The sequence below is a fragment of the Leucobacter komagatae genome (genome assembly GCF_000834055.1).
Lineage (GTDB): Bacteria > Actinomycetota > Actinomycetes > Actinomycetales > Microbacteriaceae > Leucobacter > Leucobacter komagatae_A.
The window spans coordinates 17,495-41,712 of the sequence record NZ_JXSQ01000026.1; the positions used below are offsets into that span (position 1 = coordinate 17,495).

Sequence of the window (24,218 nt, forward strand, 5' to 3'; positions counted from 1 at the left end):
CAGAAGTGCGTTCAGTGCCATTTCATTCGCTGCGTAGCCTGTGTGGATCCGCAGAGAAGCGACGATAGGGCAGGTATGAAGGCGAATTACGATCGACCGGTGTCACCAGCAACTTCGGTGGCCCAGGTAATCCCTCCAGCGGGCACGGGCGGCTCAAAGAAGCTGGCGTCGCGCCACATCACGATGATCACGCTCGGCGGCATCATCGGCGCGAGCTTGTTCGTCGGGTCCGGCAACGTGATCCGCAACGTGGGCCCGGCCGCGCTCGTGTCCTACCTCATCGGCGGAATTCTTGTCTTCCTCGCGATGCGGATGCTCGGCGAGATGGCCGCAGCGCGGCCAACGACAGGCTCCTTCATGGAGTACGCTCGCGTCGGCCTCGGCGACTGGGCTGCGTACTTCGTCGGCTGGCTCTACTGGTACTTCTGGGTGGGCGTCATCGCGTTTGAAGCGGTTGTGAGCGGCTCGATTTTGCACGGCTGGGTGCCAGCCGTGCCCGAATGGGTGTTCTCGATCGCGATGATGCTCATCTTCACGATCACGAACCTCGTATCGGTGCGATCGTTCGGTGAGGTCGAGTTCTGGCTTGCGAGCATCAAGGTCGTCGCGATCGTCGTGTTCCTCGGCGTTGGCGTGCTGTTCGCGCTCGGCTTCTGGCCGGGCGGCTCGTTCTCGCTGCCGAACCTCTGGGAGCACGGGGGCTTCGCGCCCAACGGTGTGTGGCCAGTGATCGCCGGTGTCGCGATCGTGATCTTCTCCTACTTCGGAACGGAGATCGCGGTCATGGCGGCTGCGGAGGCCGAGGATCCCGCGAAGGGTGTGCGGCAGGCGACAACGACGGTGATCTGGCGCATCCTGCTGTTCTTCGTCGGCGCGGTGTTCCTCATTGTGGTGGTCGTTCCGTGGAACGAGCTGCCCGATCCACAGGTCGAAGGGCCATTCGTACACGTATTCACCCTGTACGGTATCCCCGCAGCGGGCGCGATCATGAGCGCCGTCACCCTTACCGCCGTGTGCTCAGTGCTGAACTCTGGCCTGTACTCGGCCGCGCGCATGTTCGCTGCGCTCGCCGACAAGGGGTACGCCCCCGCGATCGTCGCGAAGCGCTCGCGCAATGGGGTGCCGATCGCTGCCGTCATCGCGTCGACGCTCGGCGGCTACGCGGCGGTGATCGTGAACTTCGCGGCTCCCGAGTCTGGCATCTTCGACTTCATCATGAACTCCGCGGGCCTCGTCGCGCTCTTCGTCTACGCGTTCATCGCGCTCACGCAGATCCGCATGCGCCAGCGCATGACTAAGGAGGAAGTCGCGGGCCTCGAACTCAAGATGTGGTTGCACCCGTGGCTCGGCATCCTGGTCATTGCCGCGGTCGTCGCAATCGTGGTGATCATGGTCGTGAGCGGCGAGGGCACACGCACACAGGTGTGGACGAGCCTCGTCTCCGTCGCCGTGCTCGCTGTCTTCTGGCCCGCGGTGCGCAAGCGGCTCGCGCGAGTGCGAGCAGACCGCGCCACCGCAGAGCGGGCAGAATAGCGGCATGGGAAACATCTACACCTACTTTGTTGCTGAGAACGACGCGGCGGCTGCGGCTACCGCAGACGCCGGCCCGGTCGGGCTGCCCTCGCTTGACGCAGTCGACGCGACCGTGCAGGCTGGCTCGCTGATGGCGCTGCTCACCGGGAGGCAGTACGACGAGATCACCGCTGCGAAGTCGTGGGCGCGACTCGTCAGTGACCCTGCGCACGAGCTCGCCTGGGTTGTCTCCATGCCTGACTCTTTTACTGACGCGCTCGCGAACGCAGCAAACGCGAAGCTCGCCGAGGTCGTAGGCCCCTGGTCACAGACCGAAGAATTCTGGGGTGCAGGCGACCCTGAGCAACTGCTTCCCTTGCTCTCGTCGTGGCGTGCGCTCGCGCAGACCGCGAAAGACAGCGGTCAGCACATGTTCTGCTGGATGGCGCTGTAGCAGGCTGCGAAAAAGTCGAGGGTTTCCCAGTTGGCCAGGTAGCCTTGCACGCATGGACGAAGCAACGCAGCTCAATGTGGGGGATGATGTTGTCGCGGTCGCTGGCGCTCGCGGCACAATCGTAGACGTCAACGAAATGTCGAACGGGGACACCGTGTACGGTGTCGTCGATGTCAACGGCACCGTGCGCTACTACACCGAGACCGGGATCAAACACTTCCAGCAGTAGCCGAAGCGTGCAAGGCGTTCCGCACCGTCTCGCTGAGGCGTGTGCGGGTCGCTTCCGCGTGGTGCCCGCACTGCTGCCGCGGAGAATTTCTCAGCCGCGTGCGCGAAATCGGGTCTACACTCGAAGCTATGAGTTATCGAGAGCTGTATTCGCAGCGTCAGGAGGTCGTCGGCGAAGCACTTGCCGACGGTGAGTAGCCTCCCCGCGTGAGCCGATCCACGGACGAATCCGGGTCGGCCATGCAGACGAACCCACCTCTCAACTCTACGCGGGTGTTTCGCGACGCCTCGGCGCGTTTGCGCACCCCGGAAAGCACGCTCATGCTACCCCTCACTGACCCATTTATTCGCTCATCCTTCATCAACGCCTCCCGCAGAGAGGTGAAGGAGATGAAGCTGCCAGCCGGGTTCGAAGACCTCGCCGACACCGACTGGGACGACCTCGATTTCCTCGGCTGGCGCGACCCAAAGTTCGCTCGGCGCGCCTACGTCGTGCTGCCGCAGCTGTTCGGTGACCCGGTAGGTGTCACACTCGTTCAGGCAGAAGCCAGCCCCAGGGCACGCGCAATGTGCAACTGGTGCCAGGACGTGCGACTGCCGAACGAGGTTGTGTTCTGGAGTGCGAAGCGCGCGGGCGACGCAGGGCGACGCGGTAACACCGTCGGCGTGCTCGTCTGCCGCGAGTTTCAGTGCTCGGAGAATGTCCGCAAGGATCCGCCACCGGCATACGAAGGGTATGACGTTGCTGGCGCGAGAGAGCGGCGCATTGACAGCCTGCGGCTCAAAGTTGCTGGCTTCGCCGACATGCTCGTGACCGGGCGGTAGAACCAAGGCGCGGGGCCCGGATCACACCGGGCCCCGCGCCTTTGCACACCCCGTTCTGCGGCAGCCGGCACCGGTGCTGCCCGCGTCTCGTTCGTGTCTCGTGCAGTACCCGCACGCCCGCAACGAAGCGCGCGCGCAGAATGGGTGGCGCAATGAGCGAAATGCACCGCCGAAGCGTCGAAGTGACATGAGCAGACAGACCGCACAGCCCCAGAAAATGTTGAAGTATCGCATTCTAGGAGGAACTGTGCAGACTTACAATATTGCGCTCATCGGCTTCGGCGGCGTGAACCGGGCGCTCGCTGAACTCATCCAGGAGCGCTTCAGCGAACCAACCGAAGCACTCGGGTTCGGCCTCCGAATCGTCGCGATCACTGACCTACAACTGGGCACATGGCAGAACGACGACGGTATCGATCCTGCCGTGGCGCTCGCGGTGGAGCGCGGCGGAAACTTCGCTGCCTTCCCCGGGGGATCGGCCGACGTCGACAACGAACGGGTCATCAAGGAGAGCTCCGCCGACATTGTTGTTGAGGCGACCTTCACGAACCCGACGACCGGAGAGCCTGCTGCGAGCCACGTGCGCTGGGCGCTTGAGGCTGGCAAACACGTCTCCACCACAAACAAGGGGCCCGTCGCACTGTTCGGCCCCGAGTTCCGCCAGCTCGCCGACGACCACGGGGTCCGTTTCGAATACGAGGGAAGTGTGCTCAGTGGCACCCCATCGTTGAAGCTCGTCACCCAGTCGCTCCGCGGCCTGAACATTACCGGGTTTGAAGGGATCCTCAACGGCACGAGCAACTTCGTGCTCGGGCAGATGGCCGCAGGGCTGAGCATGGCGGATGCCGTCCGCGAGGCACAGGAGCTGGGCTACGCGGAGGCGGATCCCACCGCTGACCTCGGCGGCTCGGATGTGGCGCTCAAGGTGCAGATCCTCGCAAACGACGTGCTCGGCGGTTCCCTCACCCCAGCTGACGTGAGCGTGCAGGGCATCCAGGATCTCGACGCCGCTGCCGTGAGTGAGGCAGTCGCCGCTGGGGGTGCGATCAAATTGATCGGAGCTGCCACGCGCAACGCCGACGGCTCCATCGATGCCTCGGTACGGCCCGTTGCGCTCGCGGGTGATCACGCTCTTGCGAGCATCCAGGGTGCCACCAACGCGATTGCGTTCCACACCGACCTGCTCGGCACGGTAACAATCTCAGGGCCGGGCGCTGGCCGCATTGAAACCGCGTACGCGCTGCTCGCCGACATCATCGCGATCGACGATGCGCGTCGTCTTGCCGGCGGCACCTCATGAGCATCGCGACCGAGATCGATCCGCTCCCGATGCTCGCAGACACCGAGCTCACGGTGCGAAGCCCCTTCGAGAACACGACCGTCGGCACCGTTGCGCAGCACACCGTCGCGGACTGCGCTCCCATCCTTGAGCGCGCGGTGCGCGCCGCGCGAGCAGCCGCCACTACGACACGGTTTGAACGTGCGAAAGTGCTCGACGATACCGCTGAACTGTTGCTCGCGCGAGCGGAGTACGCAGCAGAACTCATCGTTGCCGAGGCAGGCAAGACGATTCGGCAGGCCCGCAAGGAAGTATCACGCGCCGTGAACACCCTCCGGCTGTCTGCAGCTGAGGCGCGCCGCAACGCAGGCGAGGTCATCCCGTTCGACGCCTTTGAGGGTGCGGAGAACCGTCGCGGCTGGTTCACTCGGGAACCGCTCGGCGTGATCCTCGCGATCACCCCGTACAACGACCCGCTCAACCTCGTTGCGCACAAGATCGGCCCGGCCGTCGCCGGGGGCAACGCAGTGATTCTCAAGCCGTCGCAGCTCACACCGCTGTCCGCACGCTTCCTCGTTGGCCTCATGACGGAGGCTGGCCTGGCAGCTGACACGGTCACCGTCGTCCACGGAAACCGCGAAATGACGTCGTGGTTTGTGCGCGCACGCGAGGTGCGGATGGTGTCGTTTACCGGCGGCTTCCAGACCGGTGAGGCTATTTCGCGCGACGCAGGGCTCAAGCGCATCGCGATGGAGCTCGGCGGCAACGCGCCAGTGCTCGTCTTTGCAGACGCCGATATCTCCGCCGCGGTGGAGTCGTGCGTATCGGGCGCGTTCTGGGCTGCTGGCCAAAACTGCATCGGTGCGCAGCGGATCTTTGTTGCGCGTGAGCGCTTCGACGAGTTTGCCGCGGCCTTCGCGGAACGCACGAAGGCTCTCGTCGCGGGGGATCCAAGCCTCGAATCCACCGATGTCGGGCCCATGATCACCGCGCAGGCGGCACGTGACACGTTGGAACGGGTGCGCCAGACCGTTCGGGAGGGCGCACGCGTGCTCACTGGCGGCACCGTCGACGGGGCAGTGTTCAGGCCGACCGTGCTCGTTGACGTGCCCCACTCGTCATCGTGCTGGCGGGAAGAAGCATTTGCTCCCATCGTGACACTCGAACCGTTCGACGACGTTGACCACGCGATTAGCATGGCAAACGCGATCGACTACTCGCTTCAGGCTGGCATCTTCACCTCGGACCTCAACACTGCGTTGCGCGTCAGCGAGGCGATCGAGGCTGGGGGCGTCATGGTGAACGACACCTCCGATTTCCGTATCGACGCGATGCCGTTTGGTGGCGCAAAGTACGGTGGCATCGGTCGTGAGGGCGTGCATTTTGCGTTCGAAGAGATGACGCAGCCGAAGGTGGTCGTGTTGACCACAGCGTGAACGACGCACGTGGCGAATGGCGCAACTTTCTGCCGCCGCCACGCGCGAACTTCAGGACTGACGAAATGCACGCAGCGCGAGCGTTTTGCGCCCTCACACAGTGCGTTTCGTCAGCCTCCCGCGGGTGTTCCTGACTGCGATACTCATCGAGAGCATCTTGACGGAGTTCCCGCAAAGCCCCTACATGAGCTCGCGCGCGGCATACACCTCGTCGTGTATGCGTCCGAAGACTCACACCATCACCGTCACTGACGGTGGCGCAAGAACCATTGTTCGTGCGCCGTTTTCAAGGAGGAAACACATGAAGAAACGCATCATTGCTGCTGCGATTGCGGGAGTGGTCGCACTCGGCCTCGGTGCTTGCAGCTCCACCCCAGACACTGCCGAAGAGGGCAGTGGCTTTGGGAACTGCGAGGTCACTGGCGAAAAGGGCCAGTACACCCTCGACGTCATCACCCCAGGCGTGCTCACCACCAAGGCTGACGTCCCGTCGGTCGGTGGCTGGTACAACGGCGACACCATTGCCGAAACGAAGGACGGCGCAGACTACTGCCTCCTGGCGAACATCGCGCACCGTGCAGGCCTCGAGAGCATGTCGCTCGACAAGATCACCTTCGCGGCAATCGCAGCCGGCCGCGCAGGCAGCTACGACATGATCGCCGAGAACTTCACGATCACACCCGAGCGCGCAGAGGTGCTCGACCTGTCAGATCCCTACTACCAGTCCACCATCGGTGTGCTCGTAAAGCAGGGCTCCGATGTCACCGCTGAGAACCTCGTGTCGAAGAAGATCGGTGTCGAGCAGGGCACGACGTACCTCGACTACGCGAATGCGTGGGGTGTTACACAGGAAGTATCGGTGTTCCCGAGCCTTGCCGCACTGCAGTCCGCTGTCGCCTCTGGCACGGTTGACGCAGCACTGCACGACTTCGCGATTGCCGCGAGCGCGGCGAACGCATCGAACGGCCAGCTTGAGGTTGTTGGTCAGATCCTCTCCGACCAGGAATTCGGTGTGGTCATGCCGAAGGGGTCGAAGAACGTCGAGGTCGTCAACCAGATCCTTGCAGACCTGAAGGCTGACGGAACGCTCGACGCGCTCCACCAGAAGTACCTCACCGAGGCACTCGGCCTCGACCCAGCCTCGGTCGCGCTCTGGGACGTGCGATGACCCTGACTACTCCAGTGAGCAACTCGGAGAACAGGGGGGCCGCAAGCGCGCTTGCGGCCCCCCGCTCGCTCATGCTGATCGCGGCAGTGTTCGTACTATTCGCTATTGCGATGGTGTGGATCTCCGCCTACCAGATCATGGCCGCAGCTGAGCCCGGCTGGGCTGTGACGATGAACGCTGTCGCGGCGTTGCTCGCGCTCGCCGCGCTCACCCTACTGATCCCCGTTGCGCGGGCAGCGATGCACTCGAAGTCCGCATCGGCGAGCATCGCCAGTGGCGATGCCGTCGCCGCCCGCGCCTCGATCTCGCGCGCTCGCGTGCAGTCGTGGACGGCGATCAGCGTCGCCATTCCGTTCCTCGTTGTTGCCGCGTTCGTCGGAGTGCTCACCGCAAACGATCACGCAGTGCAGCGCGTCTTCTTCGACCCAGAGTTCATGTGGAAGACGCTCGGCGATATCGGAATCGCCTTCGGTCGAAACATTGGTATCGCGCTCGCTGCTGAGGCGATCGTGCTCGTGCTTGGCTTGCTGCTCGCGATCGGGCGACTTCTCCCGGGGCCCGCAGCGCGTCCCGTCCGGTTCCTCTCCATCGCATACGTCGACGGCTTCCGCGCGATCCCAGCGATCATCATCATCTACCTCATCGGCTTCGGCCTGCCGCTGTCGGAGATCCCGGTGCTCAGCGAAATCGGCCCGTTCTGGAGCGCGGTACTCGCCCTCGGCCTCACCCACGCTGCCTACGCCGCCGAGGTGTACCGCTCAGGTATCGAGAGTATCCACCACTCGCAAACATCGGCCGCCCGCTCCCTGGGGCTCTCGTACCCGAAGACGCTCCGCTTCGTGATTGTCCCGCAGGCCGTGCGTCGCGTGCTGCCTCCGATGCTCAACTCCTTCATCGGTCTGCAGAAGGACACGGCGCTCGTCATGGTTATCGGCGTTGTTGAAGCGTTCACGCAGGCTACGACCTACGCGAGCCGCTACTTCAACCTGTCGTCCGTAACGGTTGTCGCGATCCTCTTCATCCTCATCACGATCCCGCAGACCCGTCTCGTGGATCAACTCATCAGCCGCGACCGTCGTCGCTCGTCCGCGAAGGGATAAGGCAATGGCGTTCCTAGAAATCACGGATGTCCAGAAGTCGTACGGCGATAACGCCGTGCTCCGTGGCATCAACCTCGAGATTGAACAGCACGAGGTCATCTGCCTCATCGGCGCCTCTGGGTGTGGCAAGAGCACCCTCCTGCGATGCATTAACGCGCTTGAAGAGATCAACGGTGGGAGCATTGCGCTTGACGGCGACGTGGTCTCCGGCGAGGGCGTCGACATTGATCGCCTGCGACGCACCGTCGGCATCGTGTTTCAGAGCTTCAACCTGTTCCCTCACCTGTCGGTGCGCGATAACATCACGCTCGCGCCGATGCGCGTGCTCGGCGTTCCGCGTAAGGAGGCCGAGGCCGAGGCGATGCAGCTCCTCGAGCGGGTAGGCCTCGCCGCGAAGGCTGGCGCCTTCCCCGACCAGCTCTCGGGCGGGCAGCAGCAGCGAGTCGCGATCGTTCGCGCCCTCGCAATGCACCCGCAGGTGCTGCTGCTCGACGAGATCACCTCTGCCCTCGACCCCGAGCTGGTAGCCGAGGTGCTGAACATCGTGCGCGACCTTGCGACATCTGGGATGACGATCGTCATGGCCACCCACGAGATGTCGTTCGCGCGTGAGGTGTCGAACCGCATCGCCTTCCTCCACCAGGGAGTCGTGCTTGAGTGTGGCACCCCAGAGCAGGTGTTTGAGCACCCGCGTGAGGAACGCACACGCGAGTTCCTGCGACAGATCGTCGCCTCGGGTCGCATGTAGCTCGAGGCCCGAATTGCGAGCGCCCGCCCGCCCCTCCTTGAGAGGGGCTGGCGGGCGCTCGCGTCTGCGCGGCCGTTGCCGTTGGCAGTGCGCGCCGGCAAGTGCGTTGGGCGAGTGCTGGATCCTAGGTGCGGTCGATCACGGTCGACAGCGTCACGGTCGTGGTGATGTCGCGCACGCCGGTCATCATGGAGATCTGCTGCCACACGGCGCGCACTCGGTCGACGCTCGGTGCTTCGAGCCTTACAAAGAGGTCGAACTCACCGCTCATCACATCGCAGATCACCACCTCTGGAACTGATTTGAGGGCGGCAATCACCTCGCCGCCTCGCATCCGGTCGGTGCGGTACACGAAGAGGTTCGCGGTGACGTTGGCCCGTGCCTCCGCGGTGTGCTCCACGATGGTGTAGCCCTGGATGTATTCATCGCGTTCGAGGCGTTCGATGCGTTGCCGAACCGCGTTGCGCGACAGGTTTACGCGGTCGCCGAGAGCGGCGACCGGGATTCTTGCGTTGTGCCGGAGTTCGGCGAGGATCAGTTGATCGATGCGGTCGAGATGCCGTCTCATGATGTCTTTCCTGTCACCAGTTTCGCCGCGAGGCCCTGCAGATGGTGTGCGACGAGTGCAACAGCGGTGCGGTGCTGCTGCTCTGGTCGAAGCAGAAGGTCGATGTGTCGTGTTGTGCGGAGGCCAGAGAGGGGACGGAGGACCACGCCGCTGTCGGCAGCGGGCGCCGCGGTATGTCGGGGGAGCAAAGCGAGGTAGTTTCCTTCCGCCACCATCGCCGCAGCAGTAACGAAATCGTTGATGCGATGTCGAATCCGTGGCGGGGTACCCGAGACGGCTGAGACAGCATCGAGAAGCGCTGCTGGGGAGTAGCCGTCGTGGGTAGCAACCCAATTATGACCCATGACGTCCGTTGGCGTAAGCGATGCGTGCTTGGCGAGTGGATGATCGGCACGAATCGCGACGTCGATGGGCTCCTGAAGCAGCGGGATGACGGTGAGCAGTGGGGACTCCCACGAGCGGCGATGGCCCATACGGTGGGCGATCACGATGTCGTAGTTCGCGGTGAGTGCTGGGAACTCTTCGATGGCGACGTCCTCGTCGACACACTCAACGAGCGGGCGATCCTCGCCGTTGCCCCACGCGACAAGCGACGGGAAGAACTCCACGGCCGCACTGTGGAACGCGCTCACGCGCACCTTCGCCACGGGATCGTCGAAATAGCGTCCGACGACGTTTTCAGCGCGGGATACCGCTTCCGACACCGCCGCTGCTTCGACGAGCAGCGCCCTGCCAACGTCGGTGAGTTCCACTTTGCGCCCGCGTCGCTGAGTGAGCGGCGCGCTGAATTGCCGCTGCAGGGAGGCGATGACCTGGGAGGTCGCGGAAGAAGTGACACCGAGGGCGCGCGCAGCGCCCGCGATGCTGCCCTGTTCTGCCACTTCGCGGAGCGCGCGAAGCTGGTACAGATCCATTAGTTCTCCCTAAAGTATGAACATCCAAATCGGTAGGCGATCTGACTGTATTGGAACAATAGTATTAGCTCGTGCCTGGAACTCATTCACGTGGCCAGGGCGCAGCATAATTCGATGGGGAGTGTTCCGTGTCGGCAGGGGTGAGCGATCACTCCGCGCGGATGCAGCATGCTCTCATTCCAGTAGAAGGATCCAGCAGATGACTCGGAACCGTCCCTCAAAGCACGATCCGCAATCGCTGAGCTTTGATACGCAGGCAGTACACCTCGGCAATTCGATCGACGCAGGCAGCCAGGCAATTCGAACGCCGCTCGTGATGGCGAATTCCTACGCGCTGCCCTCGGACGGCACAGCAAACGGCTGGTCCGGTTTCGATGGCATGATCTATGCGCGCGACGCGAATACCAACGGTCAGTGCCTTGAAGCAAAACTGCGCGGCATGGAGGGCGCCGAAGACGCTGTGGTCTTCGCAACGGGCGTCGCCGCACTCCACGCACTCTTCTTCAGCTACCTGAAGTCCGGCGACCACATCGTCGTGTCCGAGGTGACGTACGAAGCCGTCTGGAAGCTGTTCACGCAGCTGCTGCCCGAGCGCTACAACATCACCGCGACATTCGTCGACATCACCGATCTCGATGCTGTCCGTGCGGCCATTACCCCGACGACCCGGCTGATCCACACCGAGACGATCGCGAACCCAACGACGCTCGTCGCCGATGTCGCCGGGCTCGCAGCCGTCGCGCACGAGCACGGCATCTACCTCTCCGTCGACTCGACGTTCACCCCTCCGCCCATCTACCGGCCGATCGCCGATGGTGCCGACTTCGTGATCCACTCGCTCACCAAATACATCAATGGTCACGGTGACGCGATGGGCGGCGTGGTTCTCGGCAAGAAGGAACTGCTCGACACGATCCGCTACGACGCGTTGCTTGACGCCGGTGCGGCGATCTCGCCATTCAACGCATGGATGATCAACCGTGGCGCCGTGACGCTGCCGCTCAGGCTGCAGCGGCACGTCACCTCGGCCCAGCAAGTTGCCGAGTATCTTGAGGCGCACCCCGCCGTTGCGTATGTGGCGTACCCCGGGCTCGAATCGCATTCCGGCCACGAGCTCGCGAAGCGGCAGTTCGGCGACCGCGGCTTCGGCGGCGTGCTCTCCTTCGCGCTCGAGGGAGACATCCCGTTGCAGCGCCGCGTCGTTGAGAACCTTGAGGTCATCACGCACGCGGTATCACTCGGTCACGACGAATCACTTATCGTGTTCGTCGGGCCGGAGGGACGTGGCGGCTGGGAACAGTATCCCGAGGGGTTCCGTACCTACGGTCACTTCCGGCTCAGCGTCGGGCTCGAGGACCCTGCCGACCTCATCGCCGACCTCGACGCGGCAATCGCCGCTGCGGTCGCAGGCTAACCGTCGGCCGCGGCGGTTCACCCCGCCGCGGCCCAGCTTCGATCCGCAGCCCTAAGCGAGGGCGAGCACGATAGCCTCGAGCGCCCTGAGCGTCTCGAGGCTTCGTGCATCGTCGTCAGCGTCGTTCCACGCGCTCGTCTTCACAATGACGGTCTCGCTGTCGGGGTCGACGAAGAGGAACTGGCCGTGGACGCCGAGTCCAGTGAATGCGCGGCGTTCGCCCCCGAGCGTCCACCACTGATTCGAGTACCCGTACTGTGGGGAGCCGCCGCCGTTCACCAGCTCGCCGACCTGGAGGTGGGGGAGATCCGATCCGCGACTGCGGGCCACCCACTCCTCGGGGACGAGTTGCCTCTCGCCAACGCGGCCACCAGCTGCCATGAGGATGCCCACCCGGGCGAGGTCGCGGACCGTCGCGTTGAGCGAGCCGCCGCCGAGCGCGGTGCGCGGCCGCCCACGCGTGAGGAAATAGAAAGCGTCTGACTCGGCCCCCATCGGGTGCCACAGCTGCTCGGTAGCGTACTCGGCGAGCGAGCGCCCCGTCGCGGCTTCGAGGAGCCACCCAATGACGTGGGTATCGAGCGTGGAATAGTTGAATGCAGTGCCAGGCTGACGCAGCCGCGGAGTGGACCGAATCACCTCAAGCACCGACCCGCCCGTGCTCACGGCCGTCTCGAAACGACGAATCGGGGCGTCAGGGACGGTCCAGTCTTCGACAGCACCGACGCCGCTCGACATGTTCAACAGGTCAGCAAGCGTGACCCCGTCGTACCCCGAGCCAATGAGCTGCGGGAGGTAGCCGGTAACGGGATCAGTCAGCCCCCCGATCTCGCCCCGCTCGAGCGCGATGCCGATGAGCATCGACGTCACGGACTTCGTCAGTGAGAAGAGCTGGAAGCGAGCGCTCGGAGATGCGAAGCGCCCGGGATAGCTTTCATGCACGATCTCGCCGCGATGCGCGACGAGGAACGCGGTCGTGTGGGTGCGACGGTGCATCTCGTCGAGCGAAGAGGGTCGCCCATCGAACTCGTAGCGGATCCCCGAGACACCGAGCGGCTCCGCAGCGGTCGGCAGCGGGCGTGCGACCGCCGGCCGAGGCACCTCAGCCACCGGCATGATCCGGTTCATGTGGGTGAATGTCCACTCATTCACGGGGCGGCTGAAGGCGATGTCGCCCTGGTGCCGCCACAGCCATGCTCCGCCTGCGGCAGCGGCCCCTGCCGCCGCAGCAATTCCCACTGCTTTTCCAATGCGCACGTAATCGCTCCTTGTTCGTTTCGGCTGCGGGTGAGCTTCGCACTCATTCCTAGCACTCATCACCCCCGGTGTCACCAGTGCTCGGCAAAGGGGGCCGCTTTGCGGTGATCCTAAAGAGTGTGCCCGCCGGCGGGGGAGTACTATGCATTGGTGACCCGTATCCTCTTCTTCGAGCCCCGCATCGCGGGCAACACCGGAAACACGATCCGCCTCGCCGCTGGCACCGGAGCTGAGCTGCACATCGTGAACCCGCTCTTCGATTTCGAAGACGCCAAGCTGCGGCGAGCAGGACTCGACTACCACGACCTCGCGGTCGTGCACCTGCACGACTCCTTCGACGCAGCGCTCGCCGCGCTGCTGCCGGCGAGGGTGTTCGCGTTCACCGCACACGCGACGCGGACGTACACCGACGTCGCCTATGAGCCGAGCGACGTGCTGCTGTTCGGCCCAGAACCCACCGGCCTGCCACGTGAGGTACTCGAACACGACGCAGTTACCGACAGCCTGCGGATTCCGATGCTCCCTGGGCCGCGGTCAATGAACCTTGCAAACTGCGCGGCAATCGCGAGCTACGAAGCGTGGCGGCAGCAGGGGTTCGCAGGCGCGCAGTAACGAAACTGCTGGGCACTCGCGGCCTGAGAACGTGGCGCGGGATTCGAAGTCACGATCCTACCGCGTTTGAGGCCGCGTGCCCAGGGGTGTGCGCTTCGGCGGGTTCCGGCGTGGCTTCGCGAGCGGAGTACCCTGATCGCCACTGCCACACCCCGATGCCGATGAGCCCCGTGACGTATGCCACCAACCACCACGGGAAGCCAGGCACATCCGGTCGCGCGTTGGTGGCATCCACGTCTTCCTGCGGAGTCGGGGTGATCCGCTCGCCGGTGACGAGGATACGGTGAGTGTTGACCCCCAACGGGGTACACGTGATGAGCGTCATGAGGTCTTTGCCAGGCACCGCCCGGATCTCCTCCGTGTCCTCCGGATCCACGACCTTCGTCTCGAAGACGCGGTAGGAGACCACCTCGCCGAGCACCTCAACGTTGAAGGTGTCCCCGACCTCCACCCGATTCAGCCGGGTGAACATTTCGGCGTTCGCGAGACCGCGGTGTCCGGTGACAACCGCCCGTGTCCCCTCGCCGCCGACAGGAAGCGAGGTCCCTTCGAGGTGTCCGAGGCCCTTGAGTAGCGTCGCGTCGCTCGTGCCGTGATACACCGGAAGATCCAACCGGATCGACGGGATTCTCAGGCGCGCAAGCAGGCCGCTCGGTTGTGTGTTGAGCGTCTCCCAGTACTGCCCGGGATCAACGGTGTCCGTGAGAGATCGGCCCGTGCCTTCGGCAAGGTTTGAGCCGCCGGCAAGTAGCGCCCCAGAGACGAGCGCCTCATTGTAGGCGTGCGCCTCAGCGAGCATCCGGTCGACTCGCTCTTGCGCGAGCTGTTCATTCGCCGATGTTTGATCGGAGACGATGTTCGACTGGTTTTGCTGTGACACCCACGCCGCAGCGGTGGGGTAGATCAGGAGGGTGAGGCCGGCGAGGAGCAGCAGCGAGATCGATGTGTTGAACCACGAGTGCCGCCACCTGCGCCGTGCTGGGGGAAGCGCATGCCTGCCATGCGCGTCGTCAGACGTGTCGGCCTGCGGCGCCACCTCAGGTGGGCGCGACGCTGCGGAGTGTTCCACTGACGGACCCCCTTTCAATGACAGTAGGTGCGCGGTCGCGTGTGCTCCCGGCCAAGTGCGGTGCGTGTGTGGCTGCCGACATTCGGCGGCCACACACGCGCCGCGAGGGCGACGCCCTCGGTGTGCCTAGAGCTTCGCCTTCCGTCGCCGGACGATGATGAGGCCTGTCGCGACCGCGATGAGCGCAACACCGCCGAGCACGAGGAGTACCGTGCCCATCGCGCCGGTGATCGGCAGGTTGGGAAGGTCGCCGTCATCCGCACCGATCTGCGTGTTCACCACGGTGATCGACGCATCCTCGCCGGACACCTCAAGGAGCGCGCCTTCGGCCATCGGCTTGTAGCCGCTAGGAACCTTGGTCTCGTAGACGCAGTAGCTGCCAGCCCCGAGCACCTCGTTCGGTGTGTTGCCGTCTTCGCCTGAGACTGTCCCCTCGACGACCTTAACCGCTGCGGGGTCTGGCTCTGCCGGGCAACTCGTCGCGCTCTCGTCTGCACTGTAGATATCGAACGCTGCACCGGCGAGGGGAACCTCTGTGTCGCTTCCCTTGTTCTTCGCATGCTTGAGAATGTGTGCTCCGGCGAAGAACTCCTCCGGGTCGACAACCTCGGGCCCGGTGACCGTCTTGCCGTTGACGGTGATGTCAGCGACGTTCGCTGTGCTGCCGGTTCCGATGGCGGCTGCCTCAATCGTGAGGACAATGCGGCCACCAATGTTGTCGTCGACCTTCTCGAGGCCTGGGGCCTCGAGGTTGAGCACGACCTCGACGCCGCCGGACCCGGTTGGGCTGGTGAGGGTGTAGTCAGTGCCAGCGGTGAGGGAAACGGGAAGGCCAGCCTTGTTGAACAGCACGACGCTGCCCTTGGTGTACTCAAGGAAATCGGCGAGCGTATCGTTGATGCGGAACTCGGAGTACTTGGTCCCGGCTTCGAGCGCCGCGATCGGCACGCTGATATCGAACGTTACGTCGCTACCGATGATGGCGCCGTCCTTCGTCGCGCCGCCGCCGACGATGGCGTTCTTCGGGTAGATATGGGGGTTGTAGTTCCAGACAGGGCTGCCCTCAGCACCACTGCCCGGGTACGGGATCGTGATGAGCGTCGGCGAGGCGCTGGGAATGGCGTTCGGCGCTGGTTTGCTCTCGTAGACAGCGTCTGCGGCCAGCGTGAATTCGGTGGTTCCGTCGGTAGCCGAGGTTGACTGCTCATCTCCGCAGGTGAGGGTGAGGTCGGTTCCTCCCTCCTGCGCGATTGGCTTCCCTGAGGTGTCAAGGGAAAGCTCAATGTCTTTGATGCGCTCCCAGTCGGATGGGACGGCGAGGTCGAAGCCTTCGACGGTGCATGCCCTAAACCCGGCGACGAGCGGCTTTGCCCCACCGATCTCAATTTCAGAGCCGTCGTTGGGTCCGAGGCTGCCGCCGGAGGGCTGCTCGAGCTTGTGCACGGTGAGCGTGCCTTCGCCGCCAGTGCCTGGCGCCGTGCCAGGAGCTGCGAATGCCGGCGTGGCCATGAAGGCCGCCGATGTGGCCGCGAGTAGTGCGGCCCCCAGGAGAGAAACCGCCCGAATCCGGCGATTGTGTGTGGTGTTCACGGGATATCCTTTCGCGAAAAATTGCTGCTAATACGGTGGTGCGTTGTGAAACGTTGGTGGCCGGGCCGCACGGCTTCGGCGCCTGCGGGCCAGGTGAGAGCTACGGTGACGATGACCCCCGATCTGGCGCGGTCAAGCGCCGTCGGGTGAGGCTGCGGCCGAGGTACGCCAGGCCTGCGAGGCCGATGGCTCCCGCCCCCGCGATCCAATACGTCAATGAGCCGATGCCGCCGGTCAGCGGCAGCTGAGGCAGGTCAACGGGTGCGGCCCCTATGATGCGGAGCGCACTGTGTTTACCCTGCTCGATGCGGACGCCCTGCTGCGAAGTCGCCTCAACGTCTCGCCAGCACTGCCTTGGTGCAGCTTCTGGCTGCGCCGCGAGTTCGGCGCAGGCGGGCGTTCCGAGGTCAAGCGTTTGGATGCCGGCAAAGGAGATATCCGTTGGCAGACGCGCGCTGACGGTTGCGTCGCCCGGGAGGAACGCAACACTCGGGCCTGTCGAGTCCAGCGTCGCTGTCACGTCGCCGCCGGCGGTCGACAGGGTGACGTCCCAGCCAGCCTGGGGCGGCGTGGACTGGCCGCCAAGTCGCAGCGTCGTGAGGCTCACGTGTGCGGTCTGGTTCGTCAGCGTGCACGAGACGGGCTCCGCAACCGCATCGTCGCTGGACATGCGCAGAACGCCCGTTGCCGCATCGAATATGGGCGCCTGGAGTTCCGAGCCGGCCCCGTCGACGCAGCTGGGAGATCCGGTGCCGCGGTAGTGGAGTGCAGCAGGGTCTGGGGCTGGGTCGGTGCGCAGTCGCTCGCCGATGAGGTAGTCCGTGTCTCGCTCGATGCGCACTTCGTCTCCGCCGCTGAGCACGTGGTCAGTGTCGCCTGTGGTCGCCGTCACTTCCCAGTTGGCGCCGTCAATGTCTTCGAGCCCGACCGCTGGGATGCTCACGGGGGTGACAAGCTTTGCGCCAGTCACTACGACGGGCTTCGCGACGCGCAGTTGGCACGTCGGATAGCTCGCTGCTGACTCGTTTCCTGCCCTGTCGGTCTGTACCGCGGTGAGCGCGTGATCGCCCTTGTCGAGGGGCGGATCGAAAGTGAACGTCCAGGTGCCGTCAGACACCTCGGCCTCTCCGACCCGCTCCCCGTTGACGAGTACGTGGACGGTCGCGCCCGGTTCGACGTCGCCGCCGTGCACCGTCGAGTTTCCCTCTGCGCTGGGTGACGCCGGGCAAACCATTGCGGGTGCTGGCGGCGGCACGGTGTCAATCATTCCCGTGACGCCCCATTGCTGTGGCGCCGTTTCTGCTTGCGGGTTCGAGACCGGGCTCGTTGCATGCCATCCGAATGCGCTCTGATCCGTTTGCGTCGCCGCAAAGGTGTAGGAGCCGTCGTTGAGCGGTTCTTCCGGGGTGAAGGTGTGGCTGCAAAGCCCTGCAGCATCGACCACGATGTCGCCAGGTTGCACCCCGGCGTGCTCCCCGTCAGCGAGCGTCGTGAGCGCCGGATCGGAGAAGTCTGTGATTCCGGTACCCCCGGTGAACTTCAGCGTGATCGTGTTGCCGGGTGTCCCCGTCCCCGAGATCGTGAGCGTCGCCGGGTCTGGCAGCCAGGAGTTGTGTTCTGGCACCGTGATCACCGGTGGCTCGGGCAGCGCGAGCTGGTACCCGTTGAAGGCAGTCGCCGGAGTGAACTTCATCAGGTCAGCTTGCTCGGTCATCATGCCGTTCGCGTCAAACAGGTCGGCCGCTTCGTAGAGCACCCGTTGCGCGCCGTAGTCGGCAGAGGGCTCGTGTGGATCGCGCGCCTCAGGCCAGACGAGGAGTCAGTAGAACCCCGTGCCGCCTGCGTCGCGAAGGTCGATCGAGCCGTCGGCGCCGACCCTGGACGTGAGGCCCTGAGCGCCCTGCTCTGCGGTCCACCCGAACTGGGGTGCGATGGGAATCTGGCCTATGTTCTTTCAAACCAGTCGCACGTTACTGGTCCCGCCAGCGCGCGGGGGAACCCCGGTGACCCGGATCGGCGCGGTGTTGACAGCGGTGACGAGCGAACCGTCTTCGTGTACCCAGGCGTACCAGTAGCTATCGCTCACCCCGCCCGTTGGGCCCTTCTCGATGCTCGCGTTGCGGGTGGCATTGTTTACCAGGTCGGCCGACAGGGAATTCGGTGGGATGATTCCCGGCGGCCAGCCGTTCGCGCCGTGGTCGAGGGCGAGCCCCCAACTGGTTTGGCCGTTGCCCCAGAGGCTCGCGGTTGTGTCGTACTGAATGTTGAGCTGCGGGCCAGAGATCGAGCGTGCTACGTTCCTGCCGAAGTATGCGTAGAAGTCGAGTTAGTGTGATGTGCGCGCTGAGGTCGTCCACGCGGCGCTTGTGCTCGTCGGCAGTCCGGGCTCGTAGCTGACGTAGAGATGCATCGGAGTCTTCAGCCCGCCGGGAATGTTGTTCGCATCGACGTTGTCCAGAATGTTTCTGTCGCCCTCAGCCGAGATGACTAAGAAATCGTGTTTGCCCGACGGGAAGACTTTTGCACGGTGTAGTACTCGCCGACGTTCTGCGCCCACATGTTGACACCGGCCTGGCCCTGTCCGAGCGTCTTTTTGTAGCGCAGATGGTTCTGCGATTTCGCGCTGAAGTCGTATCCGATGCGGAGGTAGAGACCGTTGACGGGCTGCAGGTCTCCTGTCTCGGGATGCACGAAGCCGCGGGGCACTTTGAGAATGAAGTCGGCACGGAACTCATCGACGACATCGTCCTGCCTATCGTTGAAGGAGAGCAGCTTAACTACCTCTGGTGCTTCAAGCTCGGTGACCGCCACGGCGCGGTGCGGCGCTGCCGCTAGGTTCAGGGCCGCCGTCGTTGTGGCGATGAGCAGTGCGATGAGGGAAATGGACAGCATCCTCGCGACTGTGCGAGTGCGCCGTCTCCGGTGCTTCCCATGAGGGTGGGTCCCCAAACCAATCAGCGTTATCACCCCCAGGACAAGCTTTAAAGCAGTCAAACATCAAACGCCTAACAAACAAATAGGGAGTGCACAAGTCTTAGCCGAAGCGTGACCTTCGCGGCCTAGCCTGGGCATGCCAGCTCCGACGCGCAACGCTCAAGCGAGGCCGAAGCAACGCGCTCCATGGTTCATCGGGAGAACGCGGGGACAAGATCTGCGAGCTCTTTCCGGCTTGCGGCGCCGACCTTGGCCCGGGCCTGTGCGATGTGCGATTCGACAGTCCGGATGCTGCAGTGCAACATCGCGGCTATCTCTTTGTTTGAACGCCCAGCGGCAGCGAGCACCGCGGCCTCCCGCTCCCGCTCGGTGAGGCGCATGTGGTGACTGTTCGCGGGAAGGGAGCCTCGTCGGTACCAGGGAAACTCCACCTCGAGCCTCAACTCGATGTCGTCGAGCCGCTCTGAAGTGGTCTGGATCCCGCTCACGGTGCGCCTGCTGAGATAGATGCTCTGCGCGGTCGAGATTGCGTCAGCCGCTGGTGCCCAGAGCCCGTAGTCTGTGAGCTCGTCGGCTATTCGGCTGAGCTCGACTGGGTTTCGGGCTTCGGCTGCAGAAAGATGTGCCTCGCGGAGCCGGAGGATTGGGAGTGATCTCGAGCTCAGTCGTGAAGCAGCTCCTTCTGGATGTCCGTGCGGGCGGCGTCCAGTGAGGTAACGAACGACCGCCAACGCAAGGTTGTCTTCCGTACCTGGATGCGGCCCTGAGCCCTCCTCTGAGACCGTCTTTAACGCAGCGTATGACTCTTCGACATACTGCCGTAGCCGGACAGGAATGAACCTGGGGAAGTCGTGAAGGAGGTGCTTCCACTCGAGCTTGGCTCGACTGAGGTTGCCACACATGAGTGCCGCTCTGGCTGCGGAGAAGTGCGCCAGCCACCTGAAGTGGTACTCCCTGAGCGGGCTGCGTGAGGCGATCTCCTCGATTTCGTGTTGCCGTGAGTTGAATTGGCCAGACATGGCGGCGGACAGCGATTGGGCGAGGAGTACAGCACCGGCGACGTGCCGCAGCGGCCGCGACGTCTGCATTGGCGTGCGGGGGATGGGGGCGTTGTCTGACAGCCAAGAGCCGGCGGGTACGCAACCACGCCAGACTTCGTCAAGCTCAACGAGCGTCGAAGCGAGCACACCAAGATCCTCGCCTGCGTAGTTCTGCGCGATGGCCCTGAGCCTCGGCAGCGAGGTCTCGATCGCCTCCGTTGAATTCCAGAGCCTGAGTACCACGGCGCTGTCTTGCGCTCGGCTGTCATTGGGTGTCGCCCCTGCGACGAGGGGTAGGCCGTCAGTATCCGAGGTGAGTTCTCGCAGCAGCGTCTGCAAGTAGAGCCATTCGAGTTGACCGGCAGAGTCTTCGGGTGGCTGCATCTGCTCGAGCACCTTCAGCCCGGATTCCGGCGTGACAAGCACGCTGAGCGCCATGGCGTGCGACGGGGTGTCGATGACGAACTTCCCGGTATCGGTGCGAAGTATGAGCGCCCGCGCCTGGCCCTCATCGCCAAACGCTGCGAGCGATACCACGCTGTCTTGCACGAGGAATTCGCGCAGGTCCCGGTAGCGGTGACTTCCCTCGGGCACTACCGCTGTTTGGGCCGCGCGGGTGAAGAACCGCAGTTCGCTCTCGGCCAGCTGCATACCGAGGGCAGCTTTGCCCAGCAACCGCTGCTGCACGACGCGCTCGAATTTCTCAACGTGTGGTGGCGACGCCTTCCCCGCGAGGGCAGCAGCAAGAAACGGCGGGACGTAGAGCAAGGCGGGGTCTGCGGCGGGGAATAGTGTCCCGTGATGGCGGAGCGAGTGTGCGGCCAGTGTGCCAACAAGATCTTCTACGCCGGCAAAGTCCAGGGGTTCGAGCTGCGCGAGTACGACAGCTGCCGCCGCCCCTTCTGGCGAAATGTCGCCGATTTGCCGCGCAGTGCTGCGGAGCCCCTGCGGATCCCGCCTGTTGAAGTGGCCGCTGGTGATTCCAGGTTTGGGGAACGTCGTGAGCCGCCCCGCGAGGGAAAGCTCGCAGAGGTCTATGGCCCAGCGTGGCCGACCCTCGGCAAGCTCAACGATGGCCTTGGCGGTCGCTGCAGTGACAGGCGTCGGGGCGTACTCGTGCAACAGCCATTCAATTTCCTTCGGGCTGAGGGGAGCGAGCTCGATCGTGTGGAAGGTGTCGAGAATGCTCGAAAGGTAGTCGAAGGCGCCAGTGAACTCCGCGAGTGAAGCGTTGAGTAGGCTTGCGCCATTGCTGGAATCCAGCGCCACGATGGCCATTCCGCCCTCGGCAATGTGGGTGGCGAGAGCGGAGACGAGACCGAGTCCCGCGTGCTCGAAGGAGTCGACGAGCAGGGTCGTCTCGACCGCGGCGCTCTGGACGATGGCTGCCGACGACGGGTGGAGTACGTCGACCAACTCGGCATGTTTCTCAGTGGCGCTCAGATGCCGCATGACCTCATGGAGGAGGTGCGAACGGCCACTGCCAGTTGGCGCAGCGACGAGGATGTTTTTTCCCGAGCTCAGCGTTTCAATCGTCTGGGCAAGCGAAGCCCGACGGAAAACGGTTTCAATTTGCATCGTCATGGGATTTCCTCGGATAGGTCATTCATTGGCCGTTCCGGAAGCTGTGCGCTCCTCATTCTGAGCATAGCTATTTGCCAGGTTCGGTCAAGATTTGAGCGCGCGAAACGCCGTCTACCGCGCTGAAGTGTGCGCTCTGCGCGCGCCCACTCAGTAGTCGTGCCATAGCGTCTCAGTAATACCTGCTTCCGTAGGAAATGAGTGCTCCCGGTGCATATGCTCGCCGCAGCTGGGCTTACTGGTTTTCCTTCCGCGCACGAGGTGCTGTGTGCGAGAAAACTCAGTGGCACGGCCCAAAGACGAGGACTACGAGGGGGCGGTTCAATGAGAGACCATCACAAGCTGGTAAGGCGAACGTTGCCTGCCAGAACGTTGGCGGTAGCAACAGCTACCGCCGTTGTCATCACGCCGGTGCTGCTATCCAGCAGCGCCGCTTTCGCGGACACGCGTACGGTTGACGCGGATTCTGCAGCGCACGCACACTGGCTTTCAGTCGCTGGGCTCGGTCTCGACGTGGCTGGAGCTGCCTACACGTTGAGCGATAACGACGAAAACCCCGGCCCGATCACCGACCCGCTCAACCTGAGCGTGCTGAACGGTCTCGCGAGCGTCGACATCGGAACAATCTCACTGCCACTCATCAAGCCGGGGGCGGCCGATCCCGGCTTGTTGCAGCTCGGAAACCTTGGCGTGATCTCTAGCTACAGTTCGTCACTTGACGCGACGAACTCGACTGCTTCTACCGGACTGATCAATTCAGACGGGGCGATCAATGTGGACGCTGTGAACAACGGCGGATACGGTTTCGCCACCCTCGACGCGAACGCATTGCTTGGCCAGATCATCGGCCAGCCGGCAGTCGATGCTCTTCTCGATCAGGCCTCGATTCAGATCGGGGCACTGGGCTCGCGGGCGAGTAAATCTGGCGTTGAGCTCAGCAGCGAGTACATGCTGAGCGATCTGATCCTCAGCGTACGCAGCCCTGCCGTCGGCGGGCTCGTCGGCACCATTGACGATGCCGTCGGCGCGGCGCTGAATCCGCTGGTACAGGTTGTCGGCCCGGGCGGCGATGTTGAGACCCTGCTTCAGGGCATCGTAACTACAATCGATCGACTCCCACTCGTTCAGGCTTCGGCCAACGCGGTCTCGCTGGACACCTCGTCCGTAGTTGAGACGCTCAAAGAAGAACTACTCAGAGAGCCGCTCTCGAATTCAGACGGCAGCGTCACCATCGACCTCGCAAGTGGTGCTATCACCGTTGACCTCGGCGCACTAGTTGTCGATCGCAGCGGCAGCGATAGCCTGAGCAGCCTGCCTGCCAACACCGAGGTGCTTCACGGGGACACCGTCAACGCGATCCTCGACGGCGTGACCGACGCGCTGACGGGAAATGGACCGAATTCGCTCATCAGCAAAACCATCAACCTCGTAACCGAGGGGATCTACAATGTTGAGCTGGACCTGAGCGTCAATGTAGCTGTCAGACTCGCAGAATTTTTACCCCCAGTGGTGTCCGCCCCGGTCAAAATCAGCGGCACACTCGGCGGATTCATCGGAGTGCCTGACCACGAGGCGCCCAAGATCGACACGAGCGCCCTCAACGTCGTGGGAGTGCCGATCGGCACCGTAGTAGACCCGATCTTGAACGCACTCTTGGGTGTTGTCGCTCCGATTGGCAGTGCGCTCGATAGCGTAATCACGGGAATACTCGGAAATATCCAGCCGATCGTCACCGGAATCGCTAGCCCGGTTGTGGAAGGGCTCCTCTCAGACGGGCTTGGGCCTGTGCTCCGCGGCCTTGTCAACATCACCATCAACCAACAGCCGACATTGCCGCCCTACAATGCAGCGGGTGGCGACCTCGGAGACGGGTCGTTCACTGTGCGCGCGTTGAGCGTGAACGTCCTTCCAGGCCTTGGCGCGAACGGTGCCGCCGCGCTCGAGATCGGTTCCTCCACGGTGAAGGCGCTGGACGAAGACCCCGGCTCTGAACCGGGTACGGAGCCGGGTGCCGATCCGGGTGCCGATCCGGGCACGGATCCTGGTGCTGACCCGGGTGCTGAGCCTGGTGCTGACCCGGGCACGGATCCTGGTACCGATCCTGGTGCTGAGCCTGGCGTAGATCCGGGCGCTGAGCCCGGTGCTGATCCGGGTACCGATCCCGGCGCCGAGCCTGGCGCTGACCCGGGCACGGATCCTGGTGTTGACCCGGGCACGGACCCTGGTACCGATCCTGGTGCTGACCCGGGCGCGGATCCGGGTGCTGAGCCTGGCGTAGATCCGGGTGCTGATCCTGGTACCGATCCTGGTGCTGAGCCTGGCGTAGATCCGGGCGCTGAGCCCGGTGCTGATCCGGGTACCGATCCCGGCGCCGAGCCTGGCGCTGACCCGGGCACGGATCCTGGTGTTGACCCGGGCACGGATCCTGGTGTTCGACCCGGGCACGGACCCTGGTGCTGACGTCCGGGCACGGATCCGGGTGCTGAGCC

The 24,218-nt window shown here is 63.9% G+C and carries 20 protein-coding genes; 12 read left to right on the plus strand and 8 right to left on the minus strand.

Translation table 11 applies throughout. The features are described from left to right. Nucleotides 1-99: 99 nt before the first annotated feature. The 9 genes from SD72_RS13985 (at nucleotide 100) to SD72_RS14020 (ending at nucleotide 8,750) form a co-directional block, all read left to right on the plus strand. Nucleotides 100-1,533, plus strand: a complete 1,434-nt coding sequence (locus SD72_RS13985; protein WP_042545096.1) for an amino acid permease — start codon at nucleotides 100-102, stop codon at nucleotides 1,531-1,533. Between the two features lie 4 nt (nucleotides 1,534-1,537). Next, nucleotides 1,538-1,966 carry a hypothetical protein gene (locus tag SD72_RS17115; RefSeq protein WP_052492719.1) on the plus strand — a complete coding sequence of 143 codons (429 nt, stop codon included), beginning with the start codon at nucleotides 1,538-1,540 and terminating at the stop codon, nucleotides 1,964-1,966. 52 nt (nucleotides 1,967-2,018) lie between these two features. Then, entirely contained in the window at nucleotides 2,019-2,195 is a 177-nt protein-coding gene (locus SD72_RS17805) for a hypothetical protein (protein ID WP_157000602.1), read from the plus strand. Nucleotides 2,196-2,515: 320 nt separating this feature from the next. Continuing rightward, entirely contained in the window at nucleotides 2,516-3,019 is a 504-nt protein-coding gene (locus tag SD72_RS13995) for an FBP domain-containing protein (protein ID WP_042545098.1), read from the plus strand. 247 nt (nucleotides 3,020-3,266) lie between these two features. After that, nucleotides 3,267-4,319, plus strand: a complete 1,053-nt coding sequence (locus SD72_RS14000) for a homoserine dehydrogenase (protein WP_042545079.1) — start codon at nucleotides 3,267-3,269, stop codon at nucleotides 4,317-4,319. Next, nucleotides 4,316-5,734: an aldehyde dehydrogenase family protein gene (locus tag SD72_RS14005; protein WP_042545080.1), complete on the plus strand. Its 1,419-nt coding sequence runs from the start codon at nucleotides 4,316-4,318 to the stop codon at nucleotides 5,732-5,734. The genes SD72_RS14000 and SD72_RS14005 overlap by 4 nt, the downstream gene beginning before the upstream one ends. 301 nt (nucleotides 5,735-6,035) lie before the next feature. Beyond that, nucleotides 6,036-6,902, plus strand: coding sequence for an ABC transporter substrate-binding protein (locus tag SD72_RS14010; protein WP_052492720.1), 867 nt, complete (start codon nucleotides 6,036-6,038; stop codon nucleotides 6,900-6,902). After that, complete coding sequence (locus SD72_RS14015; protein WP_157000604.1) at nucleotides 6,899-8,002, plus strand: amino acid ABC transporter permease; 1,104 nt, start codon at nucleotides 6,899-6,901, stop codon at nucleotides 8,000-8,002. The genes SD72_RS14010 and SD72_RS14015 overlap by 4 nt, the downstream gene beginning before the upstream one ends. A gap of 4 nt (nucleotides 8,003-8,006) precedes the next feature. Further along, nucleotides 8,007-8,750 (plus strand): amino acid ABC transporter ATP-binding protein, encoded by a 744-nt coding sequence (locus tag SD72_RS14020; protein ID WP_042545081.1) that lies wholly within the window; start codon nucleotides 8,007-8,009, stop codon nucleotides 8,748-8,750. 124 nt (nucleotides 8,751-8,874) lie between these two features. On the opposite strand, the gene SD72_RS14025 is transcribed toward SD72_RS14020, so the two are convergent. Together SD72_RS14025 and SD72_RS14030 are read right to left on the minus strand one after the other, a co-directional pair. Further along, nucleotides 8,875-9,318 carry an Lrp/AsnC family transcriptional regulator gene (locus tag SD72_RS14025; RefSeq protein ID WP_042545082.1) on the minus strand — a complete coding sequence of 148 codons (444 nt, stop codon included), beginning with the start codon at nucleotides 9,316-9,318 and terminating at the stop codon, nucleotides 8,875-8,877. Beyond that, a complete protein-coding gene (locus SD72_RS14030) occupies nucleotides 9,315-10,232 on the minus strand; it encodes a LysR family transcriptional regulator (protein WP_042545083.1) in 918 nt (305 codons plus the stop codon). Before SD72_RS14030 ends, SD72_RS14025 begins: the two co-directional genes overlap by 4 nt. Before the next feature lie 199 nt (nucleotides 10,233-10,431). Between SD72_RS14030 and SD72_RS14035 the strand changes: the two genes are divergently transcribed. After that, nucleotides 10,432-11,646 carry a trans-sulfuration enzyme family protein gene (locus SD72_RS14035; RefSeq protein WP_042545084.1) on the plus strand — a complete coding sequence of 405 codons (1,215 nt, stop codon included), beginning with the start codon at nucleotides 10,432-10,434 and terminating at the stop codon, nucleotides 11,644-11,646. Nucleotides 11,647-11,697: 51 nt separating this feature from the next. Here the strand turns inward: SD72_RS14035 and SD72_RS14040 are convergent, their stop codons facing one another. Next, nucleotides 11,698-12,903, minus strand: coding sequence for a serine hydrolase domain-containing protein (locus SD72_RS14040; RefSeq protein ID WP_198141981.1), 1,206 nt, complete (start codon nucleotides 12,901-12,903; stop codon nucleotides 11,698-11,700). 150 nt (nucleotides 12,904-13,053) lie between these two features. Here SD72_RS14040 and SD72_RS14045 point away from each other — a divergent pair, with 150 nt between their 5' ends. Further along, nucleotides 13,054-13,515, plus strand: coding sequence for a tRNA (cytidine(34)-2'-O)-methyltransferase (locus tag SD72_RS14045; protein WP_042545085.1), 462 nt, complete (start codon nucleotides 13,054-13,056; stop codon nucleotides 13,513-13,515). 49 nt (nucleotides 13,516-13,564) lie between these two features. Here the strand turns inward: SD72_RS14045 and SD72_RS14050 are convergent, their stop codons facing one another. From SD72_RS14050 to SD72_RS14070, 5 genes are all read right to left on the minus strand, one after another. After that, nucleotides 13,565-14,584, minus strand: a complete 1,020-nt coding sequence (locus tag SD72_RS14050; protein WP_198141982.1) for a class C sortase — start codon at nucleotides 14,582-14,584, stop codon at nucleotides 13,565-13,567. A gap of 126 nt (nucleotides 14,585-14,710) precedes the next feature. After that, complete coding sequence (locus tag SD72_RS14055) at nucleotides 14,711-16,174, minus strand: SpaH/EbpB family LPXTG-anchored major pilin (RefSeq protein ID WP_157000605.1); 1,464 nt, start codon at nucleotides 16,172-16,174, stop codon at nucleotides 14,711-14,713. A 100-nt stretch (nucleotides 16,175-16,274) separates the two neighbouring features. Next, a complete protein-coding gene (locus SD72_RS14060) occupies nucleotides 16,275-17,930 on the minus strand; it encodes an Ig-like domain-containing protein (protein WP_042545087.1) in 1,656 nt (551 codons plus the stop codon). A gap of 731 nt (nucleotides 17,931-18,661) precedes the next feature. Beyond that, on the minus strand, nucleotides 18,662-19,066 hold the full coding sequence (locus tag SD72_RS14065; RefSeq protein WP_042545088.1) for a hypothetical protein: 405 nt from the start codon (nucleotides 19,064-19,066) through the stop codon (nucleotides 18,662-18,664). A gap of 233 nt (nucleotides 19,067-19,299) precedes the next feature. Then, complete coding sequence (locus SD72_RS14070) at nucleotides 19,300-21,732, minus strand: helix-turn-helix transcriptional regulator (protein WP_042545089.1); 2,433 nt, start codon at nucleotides 21,730-21,732, stop codon at nucleotides 19,300-19,302. A gap of 369 nt (nucleotides 21,733-22,101) precedes the next feature. Between SD72_RS14070 and SD72_RS18525 the strand changes: the two genes are divergently transcribed. Beyond that, nucleotides 22,102-24,189 (plus strand): choice-of-anchor G family protein, encoded by a 2,088-nt coding sequence (locus SD72_RS18525; RefSeq protein ID WP_052492721.1) that lies wholly within the window; start codon nucleotides 22,102-22,104, stop codon nucleotides 24,187-24,189. Nucleotides 24,190-24,218 lie beyond the last annotated feature (29 nt).

Coding starts and splice junctions, on each gene's coding strand:
- SD72_RS17115 (WP_052492719.1), top strand. CDS start 1,538: ATGGGAAACATCTACACCTACTTTGTTGCTGAGAACGACGCGGCGGCT.
- SD72_RS17805 (WP_157000602.1), top strand. CDS start 2,019: ATGGACGAAGCAACGCAGCTCAATGTGGGGGATGATGTTGTCGCGGTC.
- SD72_RS13995 (WP_042545098.1), top strand. CDS start 2,516: ATGCTACCCCTCACTGACCCATTTATTCGCTCATCCTTCATCAACGCC.
- SD72_RS14005 (WP_042545080.1), top strand. CDS start 4,316: ATGAGCATCGCGACCGAGATCGATCCGCTCCCGATGCTCGCAGACACC.
- SD72_RS14010 (WP_052492720.1), top strand. CDS start 6,036: ATGAAGAAACGCATCATTGCTGCTGCGATTGCGGGAGTGGTCGCACTC.
- SD72_RS14015 (WP_157000604.1), top strand. CDS start 6,899: ATGACCCTGACTACTCCAGTGAGCAACTCGGAGAACAGGGGGGCCGCA.
- SD72_RS14020 (WP_042545081.1), top strand. CDS start 8,007: ATGGCGTTCCTAGAAATCACGGATGTCCAGAAGTCGTACGGCGATAAC.
- SD72_RS14025 (WP_042545082.1), bottom strand. CDS start 9,318: ATGAGACGGCATCTCGACCGCATCGATCAACTGATCCTCGCCGAACTC.
- SD72_RS14030 (WP_042545083.1), bottom strand. CDS start 10,232: ATGGATCTGTACCAGCTTCGCGCGCTCCGCGAAGTGGCAGAACAGGGC.
- SD72_RS14035 (WP_042545084.1), top strand. CDS start 10,432: ATGACTCGGAACCGTCCCTCAAAGCACGATCCGCAATCGCTGAGCTTT.
- SD72_RS14065 (WP_042545088.1), bottom strand. CDS start 19,066: ATGCTGTCCATTTCCCTCATCGCACTGCTCATCGCCACAACGACGGCG.
- SD72_RS14070 (WP_042545089.1), bottom strand. CDS start 21,732: ATGACGATGCAAATTGAAACCGTTTTCCGTCGGGCTTCGCTTGCCCAG.